Origin of the sequence: Sinorhizobium kostiense (assembly GCF_017874595.1) — a bacterium.
GTDB classification, from domain to species: Bacteria; Pseudomonadota; Alphaproteobacteria; order Rhizobiales; family Rhizobiaceae; genus Sinorhizobium; species Sinorhizobium kostiense.
On the sequence record NZ_JAGILA010000011.1, the window covers coordinates 169993 to 192890 of the forward strand.

Annotated in this window: 23 protein-coding genes; 11 read left to right on the forward strand and 12 right to left on the reverse strand. The window is 62.5% G+C overall.

All coding sequences use genetic code 11. From position 1 onward, the window contains the following. Nucleotides 1-21 precede the first annotated feature (21 nt). The 9 genes from J2Z31_RS27985 to J2Z31_RS28025 all read right to left on the reverse strand — a co-directional run bounded on the left by J2Z31_RS27985 (nucleotide 22) and on the right by J2Z31_RS28025 (nucleotide 8744). Entirely contained in the window at nucleotides 22-876 is an 855-nt protein-coding gene (locus J2Z31_RS27985; protein WP_209606858.1) for a cytochrome c oxidase subunit II, read from the reverse strand. A 237-nt stretch (nucleotides 877-1113) separates the two neighbouring features. Further along, nucleotides 1114-1500: a c-type cytochrome gene (locus J2Z31_RS27990; RefSeq protein WP_209606860.1), complete on the reverse strand. Its 387-nt coding sequence runs from the start codon at nucleotides 1498-1500 to the stop codon at nucleotides 1114-1116. Nucleotides 1501-1690: 190 nt separating this feature from the next. Continuing rightward, complete coding sequence (locus tag J2Z31_RS27995) at nucleotides 1691-2758, reverse strand: ABC transporter ATP-binding protein (protein ID WP_209606862.1); 1068 nt, start codon at nucleotides 2756-2758, stop codon at nucleotides 1691-1693. Between the two features lie 6 nt (nucleotides 2759-2764). Then, nucleotides 2765-3598 carry a carbohydrate ABC transporter permease gene (locus J2Z31_RS28000; RefSeq protein ID WP_209606864.1) on the reverse strand — a complete coding sequence of 278 codons (834 nt, stop codon included), beginning with the start codon at nucleotides 3596-3598 and terminating at the stop codon, nucleotides 2765-2767. 5 nt (nucleotides 3599-3603) lie between these two features. After that, nucleotides 3604-4539, reverse strand: coding sequence for a carbohydrate ABC transporter permease (locus tag J2Z31_RS28005; protein WP_209606866.1), 936 nt, complete (start codon nucleotides 4537-4539; stop codon nucleotides 3604-3606). A gap of 81 nt (nucleotides 4540-4620) precedes the next feature. Then, nucleotides 4621-5883, reverse strand: coding sequence for an ABC transporter substrate-binding protein (locus tag J2Z31_RS28010; RefSeq protein WP_209606868.1), 1263 nt, complete (start codon nucleotides 5881-5883; stop codon nucleotides 4621-4623). 76 nt (nucleotides 5884-5959) lie between these two features. After that, nucleotides 5960-7135: a PLP-dependent transferase gene (locus J2Z31_RS28015; RefSeq protein WP_209606870.1), complete on the reverse strand. Its 1176-nt coding sequence runs from the start codon at nucleotides 7133-7135 to the stop codon at nucleotides 5960-5962. Continuing rightward, on the reverse strand, nucleotides 7132-7839 hold the full coding sequence (locus tag J2Z31_RS28020) for a FadR/GntR family transcriptional regulator (RefSeq protein WP_209606872.1): 708 nt from the start codon (nucleotides 7837-7839) through the stop codon (nucleotides 7132-7134). Before J2Z31_RS28020 ends, J2Z31_RS28015 begins: the two co-directional genes overlap by 4 nt. Nucleotides 7840-8051: 212 nt before the next feature. Continuing rightward, nucleotides 8052-8744, reverse strand: coding sequence for a GntR family transcriptional regulator (locus J2Z31_RS28025; protein ID WP_209606923.1), 693 nt, complete (start codon nucleotides 8742-8744; stop codon nucleotides 8052-8054). A gap of 106 nt (nucleotides 8745-8850) precedes the next feature. Here J2Z31_RS28025 and J2Z31_RS28030 point away from each other — a divergent pair, with 106 nt between their 5' ends. The 4 genes from J2Z31_RS28030 to J2Z31_RS28045 all read left to right on the forward strand — a co-directional run bounded on the left by J2Z31_RS28030 (nucleotide 8851) and on the right by J2Z31_RS28045 (nucleotide 12938). Continuing rightward, nucleotides 8851-10215, forward strand: a complete 1365-nt coding sequence (locus J2Z31_RS28030) for a glutamine synthetase family protein (RefSeq protein ID WP_209606874.1) — start codon at nucleotides 8851-8853, stop codon at nucleotides 10213-10215. Further along, complete coding sequence (locus J2Z31_RS28035) at nucleotides 10212-11519, forward strand: NAD(P)/FAD-dependent oxidoreductase (RefSeq protein WP_209606876.1); 1308 nt, start codon at nucleotides 10212-10214, stop codon at nucleotides 11517-11519. The genes J2Z31_RS28030 and J2Z31_RS28035 overlap by 4 nt, the downstream gene beginning before the upstream one ends. Nucleotides 11520-11702: 183 nt before the next feature. Next, nucleotides 11703-11852: a hypothetical protein gene (locus J2Z31_RS28040; protein ID WP_209606878.1), complete on the forward strand. Its 150-nt coding sequence runs from the start codon at nucleotides 11703-11705 to the stop codon at nucleotides 11850-11852. 183 nt (nucleotides 11853-12035) lie between these two features. Further along, on the forward strand, nucleotides 12036-12938 hold the full coding sequence (locus J2Z31_RS28045) for a DMT family transporter (RefSeq protein ID WP_408022070.1): 903 nt from the start codon (nucleotides 12036-12038) through the stop codon (nucleotides 12936-12938). A gap of 1 nt (nucleotide 12939) precedes the next feature. Here J2Z31_RS28045 and J2Z31_RS28050 read toward each other — a convergent pair whose 3' ends face one another. Both J2Z31_RS28050 and J2Z31_RS28055 read right to left on the reverse strand, forming a co-directional pair. Beyond that, nucleotides 12940-14118, reverse strand: a complete 1179-nt coding sequence (locus J2Z31_RS28050) for an aminotransferase (protein ID WP_209606881.1) — start codon at nucleotides 14116-14118, stop codon at nucleotides 12940-12942. 44 nt (nucleotides 14119-14162) lie between these two features. Then, nucleotides 14163-15179, reverse strand: a complete 1017-nt coding sequence (locus J2Z31_RS28055) for a LysR substrate-binding domain-containing protein (RefSeq protein ID WP_209606883.1) — start codon at nucleotides 15177-15179, stop codon at nucleotides 14163-14165. A gap of 219 nt (nucleotides 15180-15398) precedes the next feature. Between J2Z31_RS28055 and speB the strand changes: the two genes are divergently transcribed. The 7 genes from speB (at nucleotide 15399) to J2Z31_RS28090 (ending at nucleotide 21986) form a co-directional block, all read left to right on the forward strand. After that, the gene (gene speB / locus J2Z31_RS28060; RefSeq protein ID WP_209606885.1) at nucleotides 15399-16457 is read left to right on the forward strand and encodes an agmatinase; all 1059 of its coding nucleotides are present in this window, start codon (nucleotides 15399-15401) and stop codon (nucleotides 16455-16457) included. 157 nt (nucleotides 16458-16614) lie between these two features. Next, nucleotides 16615-17694: an ABC transporter substrate-binding protein gene (locus tag J2Z31_RS28065; protein ID WP_209606887.1), complete on the forward strand. Its 1080-nt coding sequence runs from the start codon at nucleotides 16615-16617 to the stop codon at nucleotides 17692-17694. 150 nt (nucleotides 17695-17844) lie between these two features. Continuing rightward, complete coding sequence (locus J2Z31_RS28070) at nucleotides 17845-18882, forward strand: ABC transporter ATP-binding protein (RefSeq protein ID WP_209606889.1); 1038 nt, start codon at nucleotides 17845-17847, stop codon at nucleotides 18880-18882. Continuing rightward, nucleotides 18879-19733, forward strand: a complete 855-nt coding sequence (locus J2Z31_RS28075; RefSeq protein ID WP_209606890.1) for an ABC transporter permease — start codon at nucleotides 18879-18881, stop codon at nucleotides 19731-19733. Before J2Z31_RS28070 ends, J2Z31_RS28075 begins: the two co-directional genes overlap by 4 nt. Then, entirely contained in the window at nucleotides 19730-20530 is an 801-nt protein-coding gene (locus J2Z31_RS28080) for an ABC transporter permease (protein ID WP_209606892.1), read from the forward strand. Before J2Z31_RS28075 ends, J2Z31_RS28080 begins: the two co-directional genes overlap by 4 nt. After that, nucleotides 20527-21309 carry a carbon-nitrogen hydrolase family protein gene (locus J2Z31_RS28085; RefSeq protein WP_209606894.1) on the forward strand — a complete coding sequence of 261 codons (783 nt, stop codon included), beginning with the start codon at nucleotides 20527-20529 and terminating at the stop codon, nucleotides 21307-21309. Before J2Z31_RS28080 ends, J2Z31_RS28085 begins: the two co-directional genes overlap by 4 nt. A 113-nt stretch (nucleotides 21310-21422) precedes the next feature. Beyond that, on the forward strand, nucleotides 21423-21986 hold the full coding sequence (locus tag J2Z31_RS28090; RefSeq protein ID WP_209606896.1) for an NADPH-dependent FMN reductase: 564 nt from the start codon (nucleotides 21423-21425) through the stop codon (nucleotides 21984-21986). Between the two features lie 162 nt (nucleotides 21987-22148). Here the strand turns inward: J2Z31_RS28090 and J2Z31_RS28095 are convergent. Continuing rightward, nucleotides 22149-22898: calcium-binding protein (locus J2Z31_RS28095; protein WP_209606898.1), on the reverse strand; the 750-nt coding region annotated here is incomplete at its 5' end.

Below are 22898 nucleotides of genomic sequence, written 5' to 3' on the forward strand. Positions count from 1 at the left end.
TGTCTCCTCCCAGGTGCTAATTCACGGCGCCTTGTGTTGCGCCGTCGCCGCGGCCATCGCCGTAACCGGCGATCGCGTCTCGGATGATGCGCTCAATTGCGAAAAGGTCTGCTGCTCGGCCAGCCAGGCCTGATAGTCTTCTTCGGTGTCGACCACGACGGTGCCGCGCATTTGCGGGTGGCCGACACCACAGAGCTCTGCGCAGAGGATCTCGAAAGTGCCGGTCCGTGTCGGGGTCAGCCACAAATAGGTGACCATGCCGGGGACCATGTCCATCTTGGCGCGGAATTCCGGCACGTAGAAGTCATGCAGCACGTCGACGGATCTGAGCAGAACCTTGACCGGCTTGCCGATTGGCAGGTGCAGCTCGCCGCCCTCGATAATGAGATCGTCGAGGCTGGCGGCATCGTTTCGGTTGAGGCCTAGCGGGTTTTCCGGCTTGACATCGCGCGCATCCGTCGTGCCCAATTTCCCATCGGCGCCGGGAAGCCGGAAGTTCCACAGCCATTGCTGCCCCACAACCTCCACTTCGGCAGCCCCGTCGGGAACGGTGATGAACTGGTTCCAGACGAACAGGCCAGGGGTCAGCATCGCCGCTACGCCGAGCGTGGTGCCCGTCGCGAGCCAGCTTTCCAGCCTTCGATTTTCGGGCTCATAGTCCGCGGTGTTGCCGGGCCGATGGCGAAAACGCAGCACGCAATAGGCCATGAAAAGCACGATGGCGACAAAGGCGAAGCCGGTGATCCAGAAGGTGATGATGATGGTGTTGTCGATGAAGCTCCAGTTGGAGGCGATTGGCGTCCACCACCAGGGGCTGAGCACATGGAACAAGACCGACCCGAGGGCCAGCAAAACCAGAATCACTACCACGGCCATTTCCTGTCCCTCCCCGCCTTGATCGGCCGTGAGACGAATGCTTAATCCGCAGCGTTCCGATCACAATTATTGCACGAACGGAAAATAGTGGCAAATCGCCCGTTCGAGCGGGACGCGCTCACATGCATTCGCGCTGCCGCTCTATCTGTTTGTTCTTGCCGCGTTTGTGCAAGCTCACGAATTTCCACCTGACTGCGAAACGCTCCAGGCACGCGGCACCTTCTCCCGAGGGTTGTCTTACTTAGAATGCTGCTTGAGGTAGGCGATAACGTTGTTGAGGTCTTCCTCCTTCTTGAGGCCGGGAAAAACCATCTTCGTTCCCTTGATCATCGCCTTGGGATCCTGGAGGTATTCGCGCAAGGTCGCCTCATCCCAGACGAGGCCCTTCTCTCCCGCCTCGACCATTGCCGGCGAGTAACGGAATTTTGCGTGCGTGCCTGCCTTCCTGCCGATGACATTCTGCAACGAGGGTCCCACCCTGTTCTGGTCCTTGTCGACGACGTGGCAAGCGGTGCACTTCTTGAAGACGGTTGCGCCGGCCTCGGCATCGCCTTCCTGCGCAAGGGTGACGGCCGGACAGAGCAGCAGTGCCGAAAGGGACAGGGCAACGACAGGATTCCGCATGTTACATCCTCATTTCGCGGGGGCGGGCGGCACAAGGGAGCGTATCGTCAAAACATGGCTTGGCGGCTCTTGCTTCTCTTGGGAATGCGACGCCGAGGCGGTTGATACTTGCGACAGAGAAGAAGCTAGTCCTTGCCGAGAAGAAGTCAATCGCCCCATTCGAGTGAGGAGAAAGGCCGTGAATGGACCCTCAGATGCGTTTTCCATCCTGGCCGAAGAAATGAAGGCTGTGGTCGGGGAAGCGGACCGGGACCGTTCCGGAAGCGGTCAGGAAGGAGCGCTCGTGGGTGAACGCCTTGAAGCTCGACCCTCCGAGCGATAGATGCAGGATTATTCCGAAGCCGGTCGGCTCGACCAGGTCGACATTGGCGAGCAGTGTCTCGGGCCCGTGACCGGCAAGCACGACATGTTCGGGTCGAATGCCGAGCGTGGTGAAATCGCCTTCAGCGATCGGCGCCGGCGTTTCGAGCGGAATGCCGACGCCGCCCGCAATCTCGAGGCGCGGCCTTTCGCCAGCGTGATACCTGCCTTCGAAGAAGTTCATGCCAGGTGAGCCGATGAAACCGGCAACGAAGAGATTGGCGGGGCGATCATAGAGGTCGAGCGGACTTCCCACCTGCTGAACGACGCCGGCATTCATCGCGACGATACGGTCGGCGAGGGTCATCGCCTCGATCTGGTCGTGCGTCACATAGATCGAGGTGGCGCCGAGATCCTTGTGCAGTTTCTTGATTTCGGCTCGCATCTGCTCGCGCAAGCGGGCGTCGAGGTTCGACAGCGGCTCGTCGAAGAGGAAGGCCTTCGGCTGGCGCACGATGGCGCGGCCCATGGCGACGCGCTGGCGCTGGCCGCCGGAGAGCGCGCGCGGGCGGCGTTCGAGCAGCGGTTCGAGCCCGAGCTTGGCGGCGGCGCCGGCCACCACCTGCAGGATTTTTCCCTTCGGCGTCTTTCTCAGCCGGAGGCTGTAGCTCATGTTTCGCGCGACCGACATATGCGGGTAGAGCGCATAGGACTGGAACACCATGGCGATGTCGCGATCTTTTGGCGCAAGCTCGTTGACCCGCTTGCCGGCAATGCGGATCTCGCCGGCAGTGACGCTTTCGAGGCCGGCGATCATACGCAGCAGCGTTGACTTGCCGCAGCCGGAGGGGCCGACGAGCACGACGAATTCTCCGTCGCGGATCGCAAGGTCGACGTCGTGCAGCACCGGATGGCTGCCGTAGGATTTCTGGATATTGGCGATATCGATTGAAGCCATTGGTGATCAGCCTTTGACCGCGCCGGCCGTGAGGCCCTGGACAAGATAGCGTTGAATGAGCAGGAAAAAGAGGCAGGCCGGGATCAGCGCCAGCACGCCGGCTGCCATCATCTGCCCGAAATCGACCGAGAATTTGGAGACAAAGGAAAGAAGCCCGACCGGGAATGTCGCCTGCTCGTTGCCGGAAATCAGCATCAATGCGAAGAGCAGCTCGCTCCAGGCGGCGGTGAAAACGAATCCGAGTGTTGCCGCGATCCCGGGCAGCGTCAGCGGCAAGATAATCTGCCGGAAGGCCACGAACTGGGTGGCTCCGTCGATCATCGCCGCCTCTTCCAGATCCCTCGGAATCCCGTCGAAGAAGGATTGCATCAGGAAGGTGGCGAAGGGCACGTTGAAGGCCGAGTAGACGATGACGAGGCCGGTCAGGCTGTTCGTGAGCCCCATTGGCGACAGGATCTTGAAGATCGGCGCGACCAGCATCACAAGCGGGAACATCTGGGTCAATAGCATCAGGGTCACCAGCCAGTACTTGCCACGAAAACGGAACCGCGACAGCGCGTAGCCGGAGAGCGATGCGAGAACCGTGACGACGACCGCGGTCGAGCCGGAAACGATCAGGCTGTTGCGGAAGAACACCGGAAAGGCGCTGTGCCTCAGCACGAAATCGAAATGCTCGAGGCTTGCTCGCGACGGCCAGAGCCGGATGCCTTCGGAATAGAGGAGATCGTTGGGCGTCACCGCGACCTTCAGCAGCCAGAACAGCGGAAAGAGCGCGAAGGCGATGTAAGCGAGGATCGCCAGACGGTGCGCAATGGTGACGAGCAAAGGCTTGGCCCGCATCGGTTTCAATCCTTGCTGATGAGCCACTGCCGCAGGATGACGATCAGCAGCGAATAGGCGAGGAGGAGGGCGAGGAGTACCAGGGCGACGGCCGAGGCGTAACCGAAATCGAGCCGCTTGAAGGCCTGGGTGAAGATGTAGCTCGCGACTATCTGAGTCCGGTCCGCCGGTCCGCCACCGGTCATGACGACGATCAGATCGGCGAAGTTCGAGATCCAGACCGTTCGCAGGAGAATGGTGATCGCGATGGTCGGCGCGAGAAAGGGCAGGGTGATCGACAGGAAGCGTTGAACCGGGCCAGCCCCGTCGATGCTCGCCGCCTCGTAGAGGTCGCGCGGGATGGCCTGCAGTGCGGCAAGCAGGGTGATGGCGAAGAAGGGAATGCCCCACCAGATATTCGCGACGATCGGTCCCCACATGGCAAGCTGAGGGTCGGAGAGGATGTTCGCCGGCTGGCTCATGATGCCTATCGCGTAAAGCCAATGCGGCACCGGCCCGACTACGGGATTGAAAAGCCAGGCCCAGTTGAGGCCGGCAAGAAAGCTCGGTACGGCCCAAGGGAGGAAAACCAGCGCCTGGGCAAGGGCCCGGCCACGGAATGGCTTGTCGAGCAGCAAGGCGAGGATCAGGCCGAAGGTGAATTGAAGAAGGACGGAGGCGCCGGTCCACCAGAGCGTATTGCGCAGCGATCGGAAGAAGGCCTCGTCCTCGGCGAGCGCGCGGAAGTGGCCGAGGCCGATGAAAGCGCCGGAGAAGGGATTGAGGAGTTGGACGTCGCGGAAAGCATAGGACACGCCAAGTACCAGCGGCACCAGCATCACCGTCACGATCAGGATCAGCGCCGGCGCGGTATAAAGATAGGGCGCCGAGGCGTCCGCGATGCGCTTCATCAGCGGCGGGCGGATTGCGGGCAGGCCTTTCCGGCGCAGGGTATATTCCATCGATGAGGGTTCCTTCCGGCGGCTCCTTGGGCGCGTGGCGTCCCCAGCAGAGGGCGGCGCCGTGCGCCGCCCTTTTCGCGGTCATTTCTTGTTCGACAGATATTTCTGCTGCGCCTTGGTCAGGTAATCCGCCCATTGATTGGCGAGCTCTTCCGGTGTGATGTCGCCAAGGAGCGCTTCCTGGCTCGTCTTGATGGCGAGCGAGTCCTTGAAGAAGGCGAATTCTTCGAGATAGGTCGGCATGACGGTCGGGATGGCGTCCTTGTCGGCCAGTTCGTCGAACCAGCCCTTGAATTGGGGGCTCGAGTAGAAGGGGTCGTTTTCGGCCGACTTGTGCACCGGCAGCGCGCCGGTGCGCTTGTTCCACTCGATGTTGCCTTCCGGACCTTCGAGCGTTTCGATCAGCTTCCAGGAAAGATCCTTATTCTGGCTGGCCGCAAGCATCGACCAGCCGGCATAGCCGATCGTCGGGAACGTCTTGCCGCTCGGCCCCTTAGGCATGGTCGTGACGCCGAAATCCTCAGGCTTCATGCGTTCGGCGATCGCGATCAGCGCATCGGGGTCCTGGTCGAGGAAGGCACAGGTGCCGCTGTAGAAGCCGGCAACGATCTCGTTGAAGCCCCAGTTGACGCTGTCCTTCGGCGCGTGGCCGTTCTTGTAAAGGTCGATGACCCAGGTGAGCCCCTTGACCCAGCCCTCACTGTTCATCGTCGAGGTACCGTCCTCGTTGAAGAACTTATTGTCGCCGGCCATGGTGGCGCCGAACATCACCCAACCATTGAGGCCGCCCGGGCCGCCGCGCAGGCAGTAGCCGTATTTGCCCGGCAGCTTGGAGATTGCCTCGGAGGCCTTGACGAAATCGTCCATCGTCTTCGGCGGCTCGGCAACGCCGGCTTCGTCGAGAAGTTTCTTGTTGTAGAACATCGCCCTGAGATAGAAGCCGTAGGGCAGCATATAGGCGGTGTCGTTGACGTCGCGGCCGAGTTCGAGTGCGCGCTCCGTTAGGCCCGCGGTGTGCTCCCATTTTTCGAGATAGGGCTCGAGGCTTTCGAGCATGCCGTTATTGGCGTAGAGCGACAGCCAGGTATCCGGCATTTCCATGACATCCGGGATTTCGCCAGCGGAGACCATGGTCGCGAATTTCTGGAAGGCCTCGCCCCAGGGCAGCGAGATGATCTCCACTGTGGTGCCGGGGTTTGCCGCTTCGAACTTGGCGACGATCGATTTCAGAGTTTCGGTACGCTCCGGGCTGGTGATGACCTCGACGAGCTTCAGCCGGGTGTCGGCAAGTGCGCTGCCGGCCATCAGCGTGGCGAGGAGGGTGGCTGTGATCAGTTTCCTCATTTTTGTTCCCTTTGTTCTTGACGGTTGAACCATACTCACGGAGCGGAGCGCGCGGGGTTTCCTCGCTCCGCTCTTGTCAGCCTTTCTGTGAAGCGGCACCGATCGCCGCTTCGAGATCGCTCCAGAGGGCCTCCGTTCCCTCCAGGCCGACATGGAGCCGTACCGACCGCGGAGAGATGCCGAAGGCGACCGCGGAATTGGGCTCAGCTTTCTGCGCCAGAACGATTTCACCCGGCACGACGAGGCTTTCGTGGCCGCCCCAGGACACTCCGAGCTTGAAGATCTGCAGGTGATCGGCGAAGCGCCGCACGTCGACGTCTTCGCAGAAGATGAAGGAGAAAAGTCCAGAGGTGCCCGAAAGTCCCGGCGGCAAATGGTTGCCGAGGCCCGGATGGCAGACGATCTCCACCAGGGGGTGCTCCTGCAGGCGCCGGGCAATGGCAAGCGCCGAGCGCTCATGCGCCTTCATCCTGATCGGTAGCGTGCGCAGGCCACGGATAAGCAGCCAGGCGTCGAAGGGCGAAAGTTTGCCGCCGAGATAGGGGTAGGCTTCCGAACGGATGCGGCCGATCAGTTCCTTCGAGCCGGCGACGACACCGGCGACGACGTCGCTGTGGCCGCCCAGATATTTCGACGCCGAATGGATGACGAGATCGACGCCGAGCGCGATCGGCTGCTGAAATACCGGGCTTGCCCAGCTGTTGTCGATGATGGTGAGGATGCCTTCGGCCTTCGCGAGAGCGGTCAAAGCGCCGACGTCATGGGTGTCCATCACCCAGCTTGTCGGGCTTTCCATGTAGAAGAGCTTGGCGCCGGGCAGTGCTTTCTCGACGGCCTCACCGTCGCGGCCGTCCACATAGGTGATATCGATGCGCATGCGTTTCAGATGCGTGCCGAACAGGCGGAAGGCGTCGGGATAGACATGCTTGACCGCGACGATGCGGTCGCCCGGTTCGACGAAGGAGAGCACGGTAGAGGAAATCGCCGACATGCCGCTTGCAAAGCCGATCGCATCCTCCGCACCTTCTAGCCGCGCCAGCATCTCCTCGAACATCCGGACCGTCGGATTGAGCCCACGGGTATAGATCGGCCGCACGCGCTCCCCCCGGTAGGCGGCGATCATCTCGTCATAGTCCTTGAAGGTGAAGAGCGAGGTCTGGACGATTGGCGGCACGACCGCATCGAAGGCATTTACCTCATCATGTGCTGCAATCAGCGAGGCTCGGTCGAACGGGTCGAGGCCGTCATTCATTTGGACATCTCCATGATGTCTTCCTCGACGATCGCGAGGATATTCAGCGTCTCTTGCCGGGCGGCGTCAGGGTCCTGCGCCGCGATCGCATTGAAGAGCGTGCGGTGGTAGGGGAAGGATCGCCGGGCGAAGTCCGGCCGGTTGAAGGGTTTCTCCCAAAATCGCTCGAAGGCTTCGCGCATCTGCTCAAGCAGTTGGCGGAAGAGCGGGTTGTGGGTGGCGTCGTATATGGCGAGATGGAACGCGAGATCCTCCGGGCCCGATGTGCCCTTGGCGAGGTGGACCCGCTCCATCTCATCAAGCTTCGCCTGGATATTGACGAGGTCGCTGTCGGTCCGGCGGCGCGCGGCCAGGATGCCCGCCTCGACCTCGATGCCGCGTCGAACTTCGAGCGTTTGCAAGAGGGCGTCGCGCAGATGCTGGGTGTCGAGAGTGAGCGGCATGTGGATGGTGGCGCCGGTTATGGCGCGCAGCAGGTAGGTGCCGCTTCCCTTGCGCGACTCGACAACGCCGAGCGCCTGGAAATGGCTGAGGACCTCGCGGACCGTCGACCGGCCCACCATTAGCGCCGCCATCAGTTCCCGCTCCGCCGGCAATCGGTCGCCGGGTTTCAGGCCGGAGCGCTCGATGTAGTCGGCAAGCGCATCGATGACCTGCTGCACACGGTCGATCGTTGGCAAGGGCAAGAGCGTCGCTTTGGTCATGACGTTCCGGCTAAAATTGGTCTGACATCTTAGCAGTATGCCGATGTGAGGAGAGGTGGTCAAGGGCGGGAAATTGCGGATTGGCCGGAGCAGGATATCCTCGGCCGTTGCCCCATCGACGGGGGGAGGAACTATCGCAACTGCGTTACCGGGGAGGACGCACAAAAGACGATGCACAAGATGCCAGTCGGTCCCGGCTTTCAGGCGAGACACTAGCCGGCGAGCGCCAGTAGCTTGCTGATCGCCGCATGGTCGAAGCCGCCGATGCCCTCGCGGATATCGGCGGCGATCGCTTCGGCCACGGCGTCCTCGTCGCGCCGCCGCAAGGCGTCGATCGCTTCCCGGTGCCGGTCGACCACGTAAAGCTCGGTGACGTGTTCCATGGCGATGCCGAGGATCGGCCCGAGCTGCAGCCAGACACTCTCGATCAGCGGCATGGCGACCTGGTCGGGATTGGCCGTGTAGATCCGCCGGTGGAACTCCTGGTTGGCGATCAGCGCCCCGGCCTTGTCGCCGACCGTAATCGCCATCTCGATCGCATCATCGAGCGCGACGATGCGATCGATCTGGCGATCGGAAAGATGGGCGATCGCCCGCCTCGCTGCATGGCTCTCGAGGGCGATCCGCAGAGAGATCAGTTCCTCGAAGCGGGCGGGAGTGATACGCGGCACGACGATCCGCCGGTTTTCGAGAAATTGCAGCGCGCCGATCGACGTCAACTGCCTCAGCGCCTCGCGCACTGGCGTCGGGCTGCTCTCCAGCGCATCGGCTAGCCCACGTATGGTGATTGAGGTTCCCGGCCGAAAGGCGCCGACCATGATGGCCTGTCTGAGCCGCGTAAAGGCATAGTCGTGTGTGGTCATGCCTTCCGGCCGCGGAAAGGCTGGCAAGACAGGCGTCTTCAATGTCTTAGACCGGTCGTGGTGCAGTTGCATCATGGGTCGAGCTTGACTCCAGATTTGGAATTATGTCAATTTCCGGAAAATGTGATCACAAAAGAAGATTTGCGATATGTCTTTCGATACAGAACCGAGCGTGTTCGAGGCTTGGCTGGAGCAGAACGGACCGATCGAGAGCATCCAGGCGGTTATCTGCGACCTGAACGGTATCATGCGCGGCAAGCGGGTTCCGGTGGAACAGGCTTCGAAGGTACTCGGAGGCGGCATTCGCATGCCGCTGTCGATCGTCGGCGTCGACGTCTGGGGCGAGGACATCATCGGCAGCGAGCAGGTTTTCGCGACCGGCGACCGCGACGGGCTTTGCGGCGTCACCGGGCGCGGAGCCCTGCCGGTCAACTGGACTTCCCGGCCGAGCGCGCTGGTGCCGCTCTGGCTCTTTGTCGAAGAGGGCAAGCCCTTTCTCGCCGATCCGCGGCAGGCGCTTGCGGCCATCATTCGGGAATATCGCGAACTGGGGCTCCGGCCGGTCGTCGCGACGGAGCTCGAGTTTTATCTCATCGATCCGGAGCCGGACAGTGCCGTGCCGCCGATCTCACCCTATACCGGCAAGCGGCTCGACTCCGACGCGATCCTGTCGATCGACGAGCTCGACGATTTCGGGGAATTCTTCTCCGACGTCTACAAGGAATGCGCCCGCCAGAACGTTCCGGCCGATGCGGCGATCGCGGAGAACGGCATCGGCCAGTTCGAGATCAACCTGCTGCATACCGACGATCCGCTGAAGGCGGCGGACGACGCGATCTTCTTCAAGCGCATCGTCAAGGGCGTCGCCCGCAAACATGGGCTCGCGGCCACCTTCATGGCCAAACCCTATGGCACGCGCTCCGGCAATGGCATGCATATCCACTTCAGCCTACTCGACGAAGAAGGCAACAATGTCTTCGACGATGGCAGCGATGAGGGGTCGTCAACGTTGAAGTATGCGGTGGCGGGTCTTCTGCGCGGCATGGCGGAGACGACGCTGCTTTTTGCCCCGCACTTCAACTCCTACCGGCGCCTGCGCCCCGACACTCACGCGCCGACGTCGGTTTCCTGGGGTTACGAGAACCGCACCTCGGCGATCCGCATACCCGGCGGCAATCCGGCCGCGCGCCGCATCGAACACCGGGTCGCCGGTGCCGACGCCAACCCCTATCTCGTCGTCGCGGCAATCCTCGGTGCCGCGCTCGTCGGCATCCGCAACAAATGGAAGCCGCCGGCGCCCGTCGCCGGGCGGGCTTATTCCACGGAAAAATTGCCCAAAATTCCAGCCGATTGGGGGCAGGCGGTCGATGCCTTCGAGGCAGGGACGATTGCCGCCGAGATCTTCGACCCCGTGCTTCGCTCCATGCTGATCGCCTGCAAGCGCCAGGAGATCGCCGGCTTTGCCGAACAGGTCACGGACTACGAGTTCAGCGCCTATCTGGAAATCGTGTGATGGCATCAAAATCCTATGCCGGCGACGGCGCCTATCCGACGAGCTACTACGCCGCCTCCCGAAACATCATCCGCGAGCCGGTGAGGCTTGAGGGGCGGGTGGAAACGGACATCTGCGTCGTTGGCGCCGGCTATACCGGACTGTCGACGGCCATTCATCTCGCGGAGAAGGGCTACAAGGTCGTGGTGGTCGAGGGCGCGCAGGTCGGGTGGGGCGCCTCTGGGCGCAATGGCGGCCAGATCGTCAACGGTCTTAATGCCAGTCTCTCCACTATTCAGCGTCGCTATGGCGAGGATGCCGCCCGCTTCGTTGGCGGGCAGGTGCAGGAGGGCGGTCGCATCATCCGCCGGCTCGTCAGTGAGTATCGGATCGACTGCGATCTGAAGTCCGGGAATATCTATGCCGCCTATACCGCGGCGCACATGAAGGACCTCGAAGCAAAGCAGGCGCTCTGGCGCAAATACGGCATGGACGACCATCAGCTTCTCGACCGCGAGGCGCTGCGCAAGCTGGTCAATTCCGAGGCCTATTGCGGCGGCATGCTGGACACGACCGGCGGCCATATGCATCCGCTCAATTTGGTGCTGGGCGAGGCGCGTGCCTTCGAGAGCCTCGGCGGCGTCATTTACGAGATGTCGCCGGTGATACGCGTCGACCATGCGGTGGCACGGCCGAGCGTCCGCACCGACAAAGGGGAGGTCTCCGCTCGCATCGTCGTGCTTTGCGGCAATGCCTATCTCGGCGATGCAGTGCCGGAACTCGTCGCGCGCGTCATGCCGGTCTCGACGCAGATGATCACCACCGAACCGCTCGGGGTGGAACTGGCGCATGCGATGATCCCGAGTGACATGTGCGTCGAGGACGTTCGCTACATCCTCGACTATTTCCGGCTTTCCGCCGACAGGCGGATGATCTTCGGCGGCGGCACGGTCTATGGCGGCACCGATCCGGCGGACGTGGTGGCGAAGCTCAGGCCCAATCTCGAAAGGGTCTTCCCGCGCCTGAAGGGCGTGAAGATCGACTATGCCTGGAGCGGAAACTTCGCGCTTTCCTTCACCCGCGTGCCGCAGATGGGGCGGATCAGCACCAGCACCTACTTCGCCCATGGCTATAGCGGCCACGGCGTCACCGGTTCGCACCTCTTCGGCCGCATCCTCGCCGAGGCGATCGACGGCGACGCCTCGCGCTTCGACGTATTCGCGAAGCTGCCCTGGTATCCTTTCCCCGGCGGGCGGAGGTTCCGCGCGCAATATTCGACGATCGGCTCCTGGTGGTATTCCTTCAAGGATGCGGTTGGCTGGTAGCTTCGCCGTCGTGGCGGCGGCCCACCCCGGCGGCAGGCGCGCTGCCGTCGGTTCCCGCCAGTGGTGTCCTAAACGGATTTTTTAAGCCTCGTGCGTTCCGTGGAAAATAATATCTACAAAGATTATCGATAATGTCGGAGAACTCAGCTACCGTTTAGCAGGCTGAACCAGCGGGGACGAGAAATGAGCGCGTCGAAGGCGATAATCCAATCCCGCATCTCGCTCCATGCGGCCGGACCGATCCGGCGTCCATCGGCGGCGCTCGTTCCCCACTCGCTCGCGATCCTCGCTGCCTTCGCTTTCGTCAGCGCCCTCGTCATCGGGGCCATCTGAGCGCAACGGCTATGGACCAGCATCCGACTTCTTCGCCGACCAAGTACCGCTCTTCGCCCTTATAGCCCCTGTTCCGTATGCCGGCCTTTTCCCCATGTGCAGGCGAAATCCGACTGTCGTTCACTCTGCGCATCTGATAGCTGGATTGCCGCGCCACAAATCCGCGGCGCTTCTCCTTCAGCTATGGGCTTCGCCGTGACTCAAGCCGTCAATTCCGCGCCGTCCCAGAATTCCCTCGCCATGGCCGCGCTGCTCGTAGGCGGTGTCGCCATCGGTGGCTCACCGATCTTCGTGCGGCTTTCCGAGGTGGGGCCGATGGCGACCGCCTTCTGGCGGGTGGCACTGGCCCTGATCCCGCTGGTCGTCTGGTCGCGCTTGCGCAACGGTGCGGTCGACGACAGACGCCCCGAGCGATTGTCGGACTACGCCCTCCTTGTCCTGCCAGGGATCTTCCTCGCCGTCGATCTTGGGGCATGGCACCTCTCCCTCGCAATGACCTCCGTCGCCAACGCGACATTGCTCGCCAATCTGGCGCCGGTTTTCGTGACGCTCGCCAGCTGGGCTCTGTTCCGCGCGCCGGTCAGCGGTCTTTTCGTGGTTGGCCTCGGGACTGCGGTCGCCGGCGTCGTGGTGTTGAAGGGCGGGCCGAATTCTTTTCACGGCGGTGAACTCACCGGCGATGCCATCGCAATTGTCGCCGCGATGTTCTATGCCGGCTACATCCTCGCCATCGGTCGGTTGAGAAGTCGCTTCGGCACCAACCGCATCATGATCTGGAGCACTGCCTCGGCGGCGGTCTGCATCTTGCCCATGACCCTGATGACAGAAGCGGCGCTGTTCGCACCGAGCGCCTTCGGCTGGGCCATGCTCATTGGCCTTGCCTTCGTCAGCCATGCGGGCGGGCAGGTGGCGATCACCTATGCGCTCGCATATCTGCCGCCGGCTTTCTCCTCGCTGACGCTGCTTTTGCAGCCAGTCGTCGCCGCAGCCCTCGCTTGGGGGCTGCTCGGCGAACCGGTCGGCTTCATACAGGCGGTCGGCGGCGCAATCGTGCTGATCGGCATCCTGATTGCCCGCCGCGGCTGAATCAGATTCCCGGTAGCGTAAAGCCGGCGAGCCTGGCTTCGAGCATCCGGATCGTCGCCACATCGGCATTGGCGAAGGCAAAGCGCAGATAGCTTTCCTGACCTTCGCCAAAATAGTCGCCCGGCAGACAAACGATGCCGGCAAGCTTCGCCAGCTTCTCGGCCACGAATTGCGAGTCGATGTCGGGGAAGGGGTGACGGATATAGGCGAAATAGGCGCCGATCGCCTTCAGCTTCCATTGCGGCAGCCGACTGAAGACGTCTCGAAGCGCACTTGCGCGCGCGGCAATCTCGGTGCGGTTGGCAAGCCGCCAGTCGGCGAGCGCCGGAAGGGCCTTGGCGACGGCGGCCTGGGGCGCGCGCGGAGCACAGATCTGCAGGTTGTCCATGACCTTGGCGACCTGCGCGACCAGCTTGGACCCGCCCGTGATTGCGCCAAGGCGATGGCCGGGAATGCAGAAGGATTTGGAGAAGCTGTAGAGGCCGACGAAGCCCTCCTGCCATTCCTTGGCCTGGAGGAGGCGGTGCGGTGCCACGTGGGCCTCAGGCAGGAAATCGCGATAGGTCTCGTCGAGGATCAGCCAACTGTCGTTCCTGCGGCAGAGCTCGTAGATGCGCTGAATGAGATCCGGCGGGTAGACGGCACCCGTCGGGTTGTTCGGTGATACGAGTGCCAGCGCGCGGACGCCCGGACGGAGCGCCGAAGCGATCGTCTCGATTTCCGGCAGGAACCCGGCGCCGGCATCGCAGGGTGCGAGCTCGACATTGATCCCGAGCATCGCCAGCGTCGTCTCCTGATTGAAATAATAGGGGTTGGTCATCAGGACCGTATCGCCGGCGCCGGCAATCGCCACCGCTGCCGCGGTGAAGGCCTGATTGCAGCCGGAGGTAATGTGGATGTTTTCGGCGGTAACGGCGGCCCCATAAAGCGCAGCGACATGCTCGGCATAGGCTTGGCGCAGTTCCGCTTCGCCCTCGATTGCGCCATAGCCGGCATAGGCCGGCGAGGCGGCGGCGTCGCCCAGCCATTTCAGCATATCCGGATGAGCGGGATAGCCGGGTACTGCCTGGGAGAGATCGATCAAGGGACCTCTTGCCCCGTCATAGGCCTTCGCCCAGGCGAGGACGGACGGGACCGGTGGCGGCGAGAGCCCTTCGACGAGCGGATTGTAGTGGGGCATGGAAATGTTTCCCGTTTACTGAAGAGGTGGGGCGCGCCGCCGCCCTATGATTTGATCTTGCGGCGGTTACGCGGCGATGAAATGGACAAGGCTGCCCCGGATTCGTCACCGGAGTCCTCGGGTTTCGACACGCGGGAGCGGAGGATCGTGCGGGCGGACACCTGTAGTTCCGGCATGGGGTCGCTTTCAAGTGCGGCGAACAGCCAATCGATGAAGACCCGCACGATCGGGGCGGCCCGAACCTCGTTGCGACAGGCGACGAAGAAGGCATCGTTGGCGGGTACCGTCAAATCGAAGGGCGCGATCAGTTCGCCGCGCGCGATCAGGCTGCCGGCGGTGATCGTATCGCCGAGCGCGACGCCCTGGCTGTGCAGAGCGCCCTCCGTCGAAAGCCGTGCGTCGCTCATGAAATGCTGCCGGCCGCGCTGAAGGTCGGCCGCGTCGGCGGCGGCGAGCCATGTGTTCCATTCGCGGCCATCGTCGCCATGCAGCATTACATGGTCGCGAAGATCGCGTATCGAGCGGAGCGGGCGCAAGTTGAGGAGCGTCGGGCTTGCGACGGGGAAAAGCTCCAGCCTGCTCCAGAGCCTCGCCCAGCAATCCCCCCAATTGCCATCGCCATAGAGCAGGCAGAGATCGACGTCGCGGGAGTGGAGGTTTGCCGCGTCGTTCGAAGCGATCAGCGTCAGTTCGACGTCGGGAAACTGCTCGGTGAAGCGATGCAGACGCGGGATCATCCAGAGGGAGAGAAGCGCCGGAACGCAGGTGATCCTGAGCTCGCCGCTCGTCGCGGGACGCGTCATCGCCGCAGTGGCGGCCGCGATCTCGGCGAAGGCATGCGTCACGGCAGGCAAGAGGAGCGCGCCCTGAGGCGTCAGTCTCAACCGCTTGCCGCCGCGCTCGAAGAGAGGGGTGTTGAAAGAGAGCTCGAGCGCGCGGATCTGATGGCTGATCGCGCCGTGGGTAACGTTGAGCTCGCGCGCGGCGGCGGAAACCGAGCCGCGGCGGGCCGTCGCCTCGAAGGCGCGCAAAGGATTCAACGGCGGCAGGCGGCTCGACAATGGGGTTTCGAAGGTCGATATGTTATGTGAGTTTTTCTCACACGAAACACTATAACAATGTCAATTGATTTTCCAGACGAATTGTCACGTAATAGACGGCAACGAAGGCAAAAGCCTGGGGAACATGACTGCCGGACGCGAACGGCGAATCCGCGGAAATGCGATTGCGCGCCGTGCTCCGCCAATGCCCTTGGCTGAAAATGTGGAGACGCTCCTCGCATGGTCTGGGACGAAAAGAAGCTCGGCGAACTGAAGGCGAAATACGGCGAAAGCCATGGCGGCGAGCTGTTCGATCCGGTTTTCCGCAGGGTCGCGGACAAGATCTTCACCAAGGGGGGCACACGGCTTGCGCCTTATTCCGGTATCCCGACCTTCCTCAGCGCACCGTACATGCCGGTCGATGCAGATAAACCCGATTTCGGCAATCTTCAGGTCGCCGTAATCGGCATTCCCATGGATCTCGGCGTCACCAACCGCCCGGGCTCGCGCTTCGGACCGCGGGCGCTGCGCGCGATCGAGCGCATCGGTCCCTATAACCATGTGCTCGGCTGTGCGCCGGTTCACGACCTCAGGGTGGCCGATATCGGCGACGTGCCGTTCCGCAGTCGCTATCGACTTGAACTCAGCCACGACGACATTGAAAAGCGGCTCAACCAGATCGTCGATGCGGGCGTCGTGCCGCTCTCGGTCGGCGGGGACCACTCCATTACCCATCCGATCCTGAAAGCGGTCGGCAAGAAACAGCCGGTCGGCATGATCCACATCGACGCGCATTGCGACACCGGCGGGGCCTATGATCTCACCAAGTTTCACCACGGCGGCCCCTTCCGCAATGCGGTACTCGATGGCGTGCTCGATCCGACGCGTGTGATCCAGATCGGCATCCGCGGCTCGGCGGAGTATCTCTGGGAATTCTCCTATGAGTCCGGCATGACGGTGATCCATGCGGAGGAGATGAGCGGGCTTGGCATTCCGGCAATCATAAAGAAGGCGAGGGAGATCGTCGGTACTGGCCCGACCTATCTATCTTTCGACATCGACAGCCTCGACCCGGCCTTTGCGCCCGGAACAGGCACGCCCGAGGTCGGCGGTCTCACGAGCCGCGAGGTGCTCGAACTGATCCGTGGCTTGAAGGGCATCAACCTAGTCGGCGGCGACGTGGTGGAGGTGGCGCCGCAATATGACGCGACGACCAATACGGCCCACGCCGGCGCTCAGGTTCTATTCGAAATCCTAAGCCTGATGGTCTTCAGTCCGGCGGTCACAGGCACGCCCTGAATGAGACGGCGCGGCCGGTAACGGAGGTCGCGTCAACCGTATCCGAAGGGTATGATGTCGACATTTACAGTCGGGGTGACCGGAGCCCGAAGAGACAAAGAAAAACAACGACAACAGGGAACGCGGCGAGTGCCGTAAAAAACGAAGGAGACAAGCGATGAACATCAATTCCATCAGGCGCCGCACGCTGCTGGGGGCGGGGCTTGCCGGTGCAGCGGCGCTGGCGATGCCGGCGGTGCTGAGAGCGCAGGATCGGTCGCTGAAGGTCGGCGTCTATGGCGGCTACTTCAAGGACTCGTTCGACAAGAACATCTTCCCTGAATTCACCAAGGCCACGGGAATCGCGGTCGAGTCGGTGGCCGAGCCGACGGGCGAGGCCTGGCTGGTTCAGCTCGAGCAGGCTGCCCGCGCCGGCCAGGCGCCGGCCGACGTTTCGATGATGTCGCAGGTGGCGATGCTGAAGGGCCAGGCGACCGAGCTCTGGACCCCGATCGACATGACGAAGATCAAGGATGCATCGAATCTGCTCGACCGTTTCATCAACAAGTATCCGGATGGCCGGGTTGCCGGCGTCGGGGCGGTTTCCTGGTACATCACGCTCGTCACCAACACCAACGTCTACAAGGAGCCGCCGACCTCATGGGCTGCCCTGTGGGATCCGGCGAATGCCGACAAGCTCGGCCTCCTGGCGCTGGTTTCCAACTCCTTCCTGCTCGAAGTCACCGCCAAGACCTTCATGGGTGGCACCAATGCGCTCGACAGCGAAGAGGGCGTCCTGAAGGCGTTCGAGAAGCTTGCCGAGGTGAAGCCGAACGTCAGACTCTGGTACCGTGACGAGGCCCAGTTCGAGCAGGCTCTAAAGTCGGGCGAAATCCCGATGGGCCAATACTACCACGACGTCACCGGGCTTGCGGCGGCCGATGGCCATCCGGTCCGCTCCACCTTCCCCAAGGAAGGCGGCATCCAGGATTCCGGTTGCTGGGCGCTGTCGCGCGCCTCGCAGAAGGTGGAGGAGGCGCATATCTTCATCGATTACATGTGCCAGCCCGCGATCCAGGCGACGCTGTCGCGCAAGGTCGGCACCGCGCCCACGGTCAAACGTGAGTCGACTGACCTGACGGATAAGGAATTCGCGGCCGTGTCGTCGGATATCGAACCCATCATTCCGCGCTATGATCTCTACCAGACAAAGTCGGATTGGCTGAACCAGAAGTGGACGGAGCTTATCGTCGGCTGATGTACGGGTTCGCCCCACTGTCCCGCTCCCACTGCTGGAGCGGGAGTCGGCGGCCTTAAACCGCCCGCGGTTTTGGGTAAGCGGATCTAGCAGAAGCAACACAGCCGCAGGAGCCCGAAAGGACTCGCTGCCTCGCGGAACGGGGAACATATGTCGGGACTTGTCCTTCAGAAAGTCGTCAAGGAATTCGGTGTCTTCCGGGCTGTCAATGACGTCAACCTGGACGTGCCGCACGGCACTTTCGTTTGCATGCTCGGTCCGTCCGGCTGCGGCAAGACCACGCTGCTCAGGATGATTGCAGGGCTCGATCTGCCGACCTCCGGAGCCATCCGGCTCGACGGGGAGGACATCACCCGGGTGCCGACGCATAAGCGCAATCTCGGCATGGTGTTCCAATCGCTGGCGCTGTTTCCGCATTTGACGGTAGGCGAAAACATCGCCTACCCACTCCGCATACGCAAGGCGCCGAAGGAAGAGCAGAAGAAGCGCGTCGACGAACTCCTGTCGATGATTCATCTGGCCGGCTATGCCGACAGGCCCGTGTCCAAGCTCTCCGGCGGCCAGCGCCAGCGCGTCGCGATCGCCAGGGCGCTCGCGATCTCGCCAAAGCTCTTCCTGCTGGACGAGCCGTTGTCGGCGCTCGATGCGAAGCTGCGGGAGGCGATGCAGGTGGAACTCCGGCAGCTGCAGCAGAAGCTCGGCATCACCACGATCGTCGTCACCCACGACCAGCGCGAGGCAATGACCATGGCCGACACCGTCGTCGTGATGAACGGCGGCGAAATCCGCCAGGCCGCCTCGCCGATCGAGATCTACCGTCGGCCGGCCGACAGTTTCGTCGCTGACTTCATCGGCCAGACGAACCTCATCGAGGCGGAAGCCGACAGCCAGGGCCGTGCGACTGTGTTCGGCCAGCCGGTCGCGGGTCTGCCCTTGCCGCCGGGTGCGGCAAGGGCAACGATTTCGATCCGTCCGGAAGATGTGCACCTGACGGCCCCGGGTGCCGGTGCGTTGAACGGCAAGGTGACCTTCGTGCGCGATCTCGGTGGGACGATCGAGACCTTCGTCGACGTGGCCGGCCGCCAGATCGTTGCGGTCTCCACACCGCGAGCTCGTCCGGAAGTCGCCGTCGGGCAGCCTGTCGGCGTAGCGCTCACCCCGGACGTCTGCGTGGTGCTCGGCAAATGAGACGCGAACCACCTCAAAACATCGGCGACTATGCGCCGCTTCTTTTTCCGGCGGCGATGCTCACCGTCTTCTTCGTCGTTCCGTTCGGCACAATGATTGCCGTCAGCTTCTTCCAGCGCCAGCAGGGCGGCTTCTATATGCCGGCCTTCGTCTTCGACAATTACGGCCGTTTCCTCTCCGCTTTCTTCGGCGGCGTGCTCGGCTTCTCTTTGATGCTGGCGATCGCCGTCGCCATCTGCTGCGTCGTGCTGGCACTGCCGTTCACCTATCTCCTGACGCGCACGGCGCGCAGCGTGCAGGTCATCTGGCTCGTGGCACTGCTTTCGGTACTGTCGCTTTCCGAGGTCATCATCGGCTTTGCCTGGTCGACGCTCTTCTCGCGTACCGCCGGCATTACCAATGTCCTTGTTGCGCTCGGTTTCATGGGCGAGGCCAAGGCATTGACGCCGAGCTTTGGTGCGGTGCTGACCGGCATGGTCTACCAGGCCTTGCCCTATACGGTACTGGTGCTGTTCCCTGCGCTTGTGCGCCTCGACCCGACGCTCACCGAGGCCGCGCGCACGCTCGGCGCATCGCCGATCAAGGCTTTCTTCACCGTTGTCGTGCCGGCTCTGAGAAACACCATCACGGCGACCTTGATCATGGTCTTCATCTTCGCGCTCGGCTCCTATCTCTTGCCGCAGCTTCTCGGTCGGCCGCAGCACTGGACGCTCTCGGTCCTGATCACCGATCAAGCGATCTACCAGTCGAACATGCCCTTTGCCGCGGCGATGGCCGTTTTCCTGGTTCTGGTGACCCTCGGGCTGGTGGCGCTCACTGTCATTGCAGGACGAAGAGGAGAAGCGGCATGACCTCGGTATTCCGCAGGCTCTACTTCTTCCTGATCGCGCTATTTCTGGCGCTGCCGCTGATCGTCGTTGCTGGCGTGTCGGTCAATCAGAAGCAGACGCTTGCCTTTCCGCCGGAGGGTTTTTCCGCTTCCTGGTACGGGGAGATTTTCTCGAATGCCGAGTGGCGGAACGCTCTTGCCGCATCCGTAACACTGGCGTTGCTTTCGGCCATGCTGGCAGTTGCGATCGCGCTTCCGCTCGCCTGGTTTCTGTGGCGACGGGTGGCGCCTTGGGCAAACATCTTCCAGCTGCTCGGTGTGGCCCCTTTTACGCTGCCGCCGGTGATCACCGCGCTCGGCATGCTCACCTTCTGGGCGACCGCCGGCTTTTACGGGCAGCCATGGACGGCGGTCGTCAGCCATGCGATCTTCTTCGTGACCCTGCCGCTGGTGACGCTGTCGCTCGGCTTCACTTCGATCGATCGCTCGCTGGTCGAGGCCGCAGCAACGATGGGCGCGGACGAAAGCGCCATCTTTCGCACCGTGGTTCTACCGTTGATCCTGCCCTATATCGTTTCAGGCTATGCCTTTGCCTTCGTGCTTTCGCTCAACGAATACATCGTTGCCTACATGACCGTCGGCTTTACGATGGAGACGCTGCCGATCAAGATATTCAATGCGCTGCGCTACGGCTACACGCCGACGATGGCCTCGGTGACGGTGCTGTTCGTCGCGACGGCGGCAGTGATATTCGGTCTGGTCGCCCGTTTCGGCGACCTGCCGAAGCTGCTCGGCGCCATGGCCTCGGATGAGAAATGATGAAGCTTGCGGTCTTGCAGATGAGGAGCGTCGGCGGCGACATTGCCGCCAATCTGGCGCGCATTGAAGGGGCGGCCGCGGAGGCGGCCGGCAGGGGGGCGACCCTGCTCGTGACGCCGGAGCTCGGAATTACCGGCTACGGCGCCGGCGAGATGATCCTCGAGCTTGCGCAGCCGGCGGACGGGCCGATTGTCCGGCAGTTGCAGAGAATCTCCCGCGGCATCGGCATTGCGGTTGTCGCGGGTTTTGCGGAACTCGACGGCACCGCCGTTTACAACAGTGCCGTCCTCGTGGACGGCGATCGTGAACCGACGGTCTATCGGAAGTCGCATCTCTATGGCGATTACGAACGCGGGCTGTTCACGCCGGTGCAACCCTCCACCCGACTGTTCGAGCACAAGGGCGTTACCTGCGGCCTGCTGATCTGCTATGACGTCGAGTTTCCGGAGAACGTCCGCCGGCTGGCGCTTGCCGGAGCAGAAGTCGTGCTGGTACCGACGGCGCTGCCAGCCGGCTGGTCGGGCACCTTCATCACCGAGCACATGATCCAGACGCGGGCGTTCGAAAACCAGCTGTTCGTCGCCTATGTCAACCATTGCGGCTCGGATGCGATGTTCTCCTTTGCCGGTTCATCACGGATCGCCTCGCCCGATGGACAGGTCCTGGCGAAAGCCAATTCCGCGGAAGAAGCGCTGATTTTCGCAGAGATCGACCCGAAAGCCTTCGCCATTTCGCAGAGCGAGAATAGCTATCTCAAGGACTTGCGGCGGCCGGGCTGAACGTTTGCATCGGCAAGAGGGGTAGAACCGGCATGGCTTTCCTTTTGGATGCGCCTCTCTAGTTAACGGGGGCGGCACTTCGTTGCCGGCGGATAGGCGGAGAAAGCTAATCAGTGACGAAAATTCTTGGCATATCGGGCAGCTTGCGAAAGGCGTCCTTCAACACCGCTCTGCTGAAAGCAGCTCAGTCCGTGGCGCCCGATGAAATCACATTCGAGACCGCGACGCTGCATGCCATTCCGCTCTATGACGGGGATGTCGAAGCGGCGAGCGGCGTGCCGGCCGCCGCCGAGGAGTTGAAGCAAAAGATCGGCGCTGCGGACGGGGTAATCCTCTTCACGCCGGAGTACAACAACTCGATCCCCGGCGTGTTCAAGAATGCCATCGATTGGGCGAGCCGCCCTCCCGCCGACATCCGCAAGGTGTTCGGTTCCCGCCCCTTCGCCCTTGCCGGCGCCTCTTCTGGAAATTTCGGCACCATTCTAAGCCAGAATGCCTGGCTTCCTGTCATGCGCACGCTTGGCGCCGATCTCTGGGCGGGCAAGCGCTTCATGCTGCCCAAGGCGGGCACGCTTTTCGACGATGATGGGGCGCTCACCGATGACGATACGCGGGAGCGGCTGCGCGGTTTCGTGAAGGCCTTCGCTGACTACATTGCAGCGAGGAGGGCGAGATAACGTCCGCTATCCCATGTGTCCTTTACGGAGCAGGAATCCATCTGGGACGCTTCAGGTGCATGAGCGCAGACTGTAAAAGCGCGGTCTCCTTTGCACCCACTTGCCAATAGGCGTGGCGATCGTGCCATCACCCACCTGTTGGCGTGTTCGGGTGCAACGGGCTCAGACAACCAGAAAGTCATCGAAGGCGAGAGTGCCAGGGGCGCCGGTCAGGGTGGCGAAATGGATCGACGTGCCCGCGCCGCTGCCGTCGGCATCGTAAAGAAGCCAACCATTGCTGGTGTCATAGAGAACGTGGTCATCGGCATCCTGCGCGGTTCCGGCTGAATCAGCCCGGAAGAAGGCTGAGGACAGCGTGCCGATGGCAGCCAGCGCCGTGAACACGGCATTCTCGAGCCGAATCGCGTCGTACGGATGCGAGAAATCGCGGATCACATCGACATTGGTTGAGGCGTTGAGCCCAGTATTGAACACGAAGGCGTCGGCGCCCGCGCCGCCAGTGAGCCAATCATTGCCTCCGCCACCGTAGAGCGTGTCGTTGCCGAACCCGCCGAGCAGCGTGTCATTACCGGAGCCACCGACGAGTGTGTCGTTTCCGCTCCGGCCGTCGAGCCGGTTGGCCGCGCCGTTGCCCGTAAGCCGGTCGGCATAATTCGATCCGATGACGTTCTCGATGAAAACGAGCGTGTCGGAGCCGCGCCCGCCGCCGACGCTCTGCGCCGTCGTGAGACCGAGATTGACCCTCACGCCGCTGGTCGCATCCCAATAGCCGGCGGTGTCCACGCCGGCGCCGCCATCGAGCCTGTCATTGCCGACGCCGCCGAGCAACGTATCGTTGCCGGAGCCACCGGCGAGAGTATCGTTTCCGTTCCGGCCTTCGAGCCGGTTGGCCGCGCCATTTCCTGTAAACCG

Coding starts and splice junctions, on each gene's coding strand:
- J2Z31_RS28030 (WP_209606874.1), top strand. CDS start 8,851: ATGTCTTTCGATACAGAACCGAGCGTGTTCGAGGCTTGGCTGGAGCAG.
- J2Z31_RS28070 (WP_209606889.1), top strand. CDS start 17,845: ATGTCGGGACTTGTCCTTCAGAAAGTCGTCAAGGAATTCGGTGTCTTC.
- J2Z31_RS27995 (WP_209606862.1), bottom strand. CDS start 2,758: ATGGCTTCAATCGATATCGCCAATATCCAGAAATCCTACGGCAGCCAT.
- J2Z31_RS28080 (WP_209606892.1), top strand. CDS start 19,730: ATGACCTCGGTATTCCGCAGGCTCTACTTCTTCCTGATCGCGCTATTT.
- J2Z31_RS27985 (WP_209606858.1), bottom strand. CDS start 876: ATGGCCGTGGTAGTGATTCTGGTTTTGCTGGCCCTCGGGTCGGTCTTG.
- J2Z31_RS28065 (WP_209606887.1), top strand. CDS start 16,615: ATGAACATCAATTCCATCAGGCGCCGCACGCTGCTGGGGGCGGGGCTT.
- J2Z31_RS28000 (WP_209606864.1), bottom strand. CDS start 3,598: ATGCGGGCCAAGCCTTTGCTCGTCACCATTGCGCACCGTCTGGCGATC.
- J2Z31_RS28010 (WP_209606868.1), bottom strand. CDS start 5,883: ATGAGGAAACTGATCACAGCCACCCTCCTCGCCACGCTGATGGCCGGC.
- J2Z31_RS28040 (WP_209606878.1), top strand. CDS start 11,703: ATGAGCGCGTCGAAGGCGATAATCCAATCCCGCATCTCGCTCCATGCG.
- speB (WP_209606885.1), top strand. CDS start 15,399: ATGGTCTGGGACGAAAAGAAGCTCGGCGAACTGAAGGCGAAATACGGC.
- J2Z31_RS28015 (WP_209606870.1), bottom strand. CDS start 7,135: ATGAATGACGGCCTCGACCCGTTCGACCGAGCCTCGCTGATTGCAGCA.
- J2Z31_RS28045 (WP_408022070.1), top strand. CDS start 12,036: ATGGGCTTCGCCGTGACTCAAGCCGTCAATTCCGCGCCGTCCCAGAAT.
- J2Z31_RS27990 (WP_209606860.1), bottom strand. CDS start 1,500: ATGCGGAATCCTGTCGTTGCCCTGTCCCTTTCGGCACTGCTGCTCTGT.
- J2Z31_RS28075 (WP_209606890.1), top strand. CDS start 18,879: ATGAGACGCGAACCACCTCAAAACATCGGCGACTATGCGCCGCTTCTT.
- J2Z31_RS28085 (WP_209606894.1), top strand. CDS start 20,527: ATGATGAAGCTTGCGGTCTTGCAGATGAGGAGCGTCGGCGGCGACATT.
- J2Z31_RS28005 (WP_209606866.1), bottom strand. CDS start 4,539: ATGGAATATACCCTGCGCCGGAAAGGCCTGCCCGCAATCCGCCCGCCG.
- J2Z31_RS28020 (WP_209606872.1), bottom strand. CDS start 7,839: ATGACCAAAGCGACGCTCTTGCCCTTGCCAACGATCGACCGTGTGCAG.
- J2Z31_RS28050 (WP_209606881.1), bottom strand. CDS start 14,118: ATGCCCCACTACAATCCGCTCGTCGAAGGGCTCTCGCCGCCACCGGTC.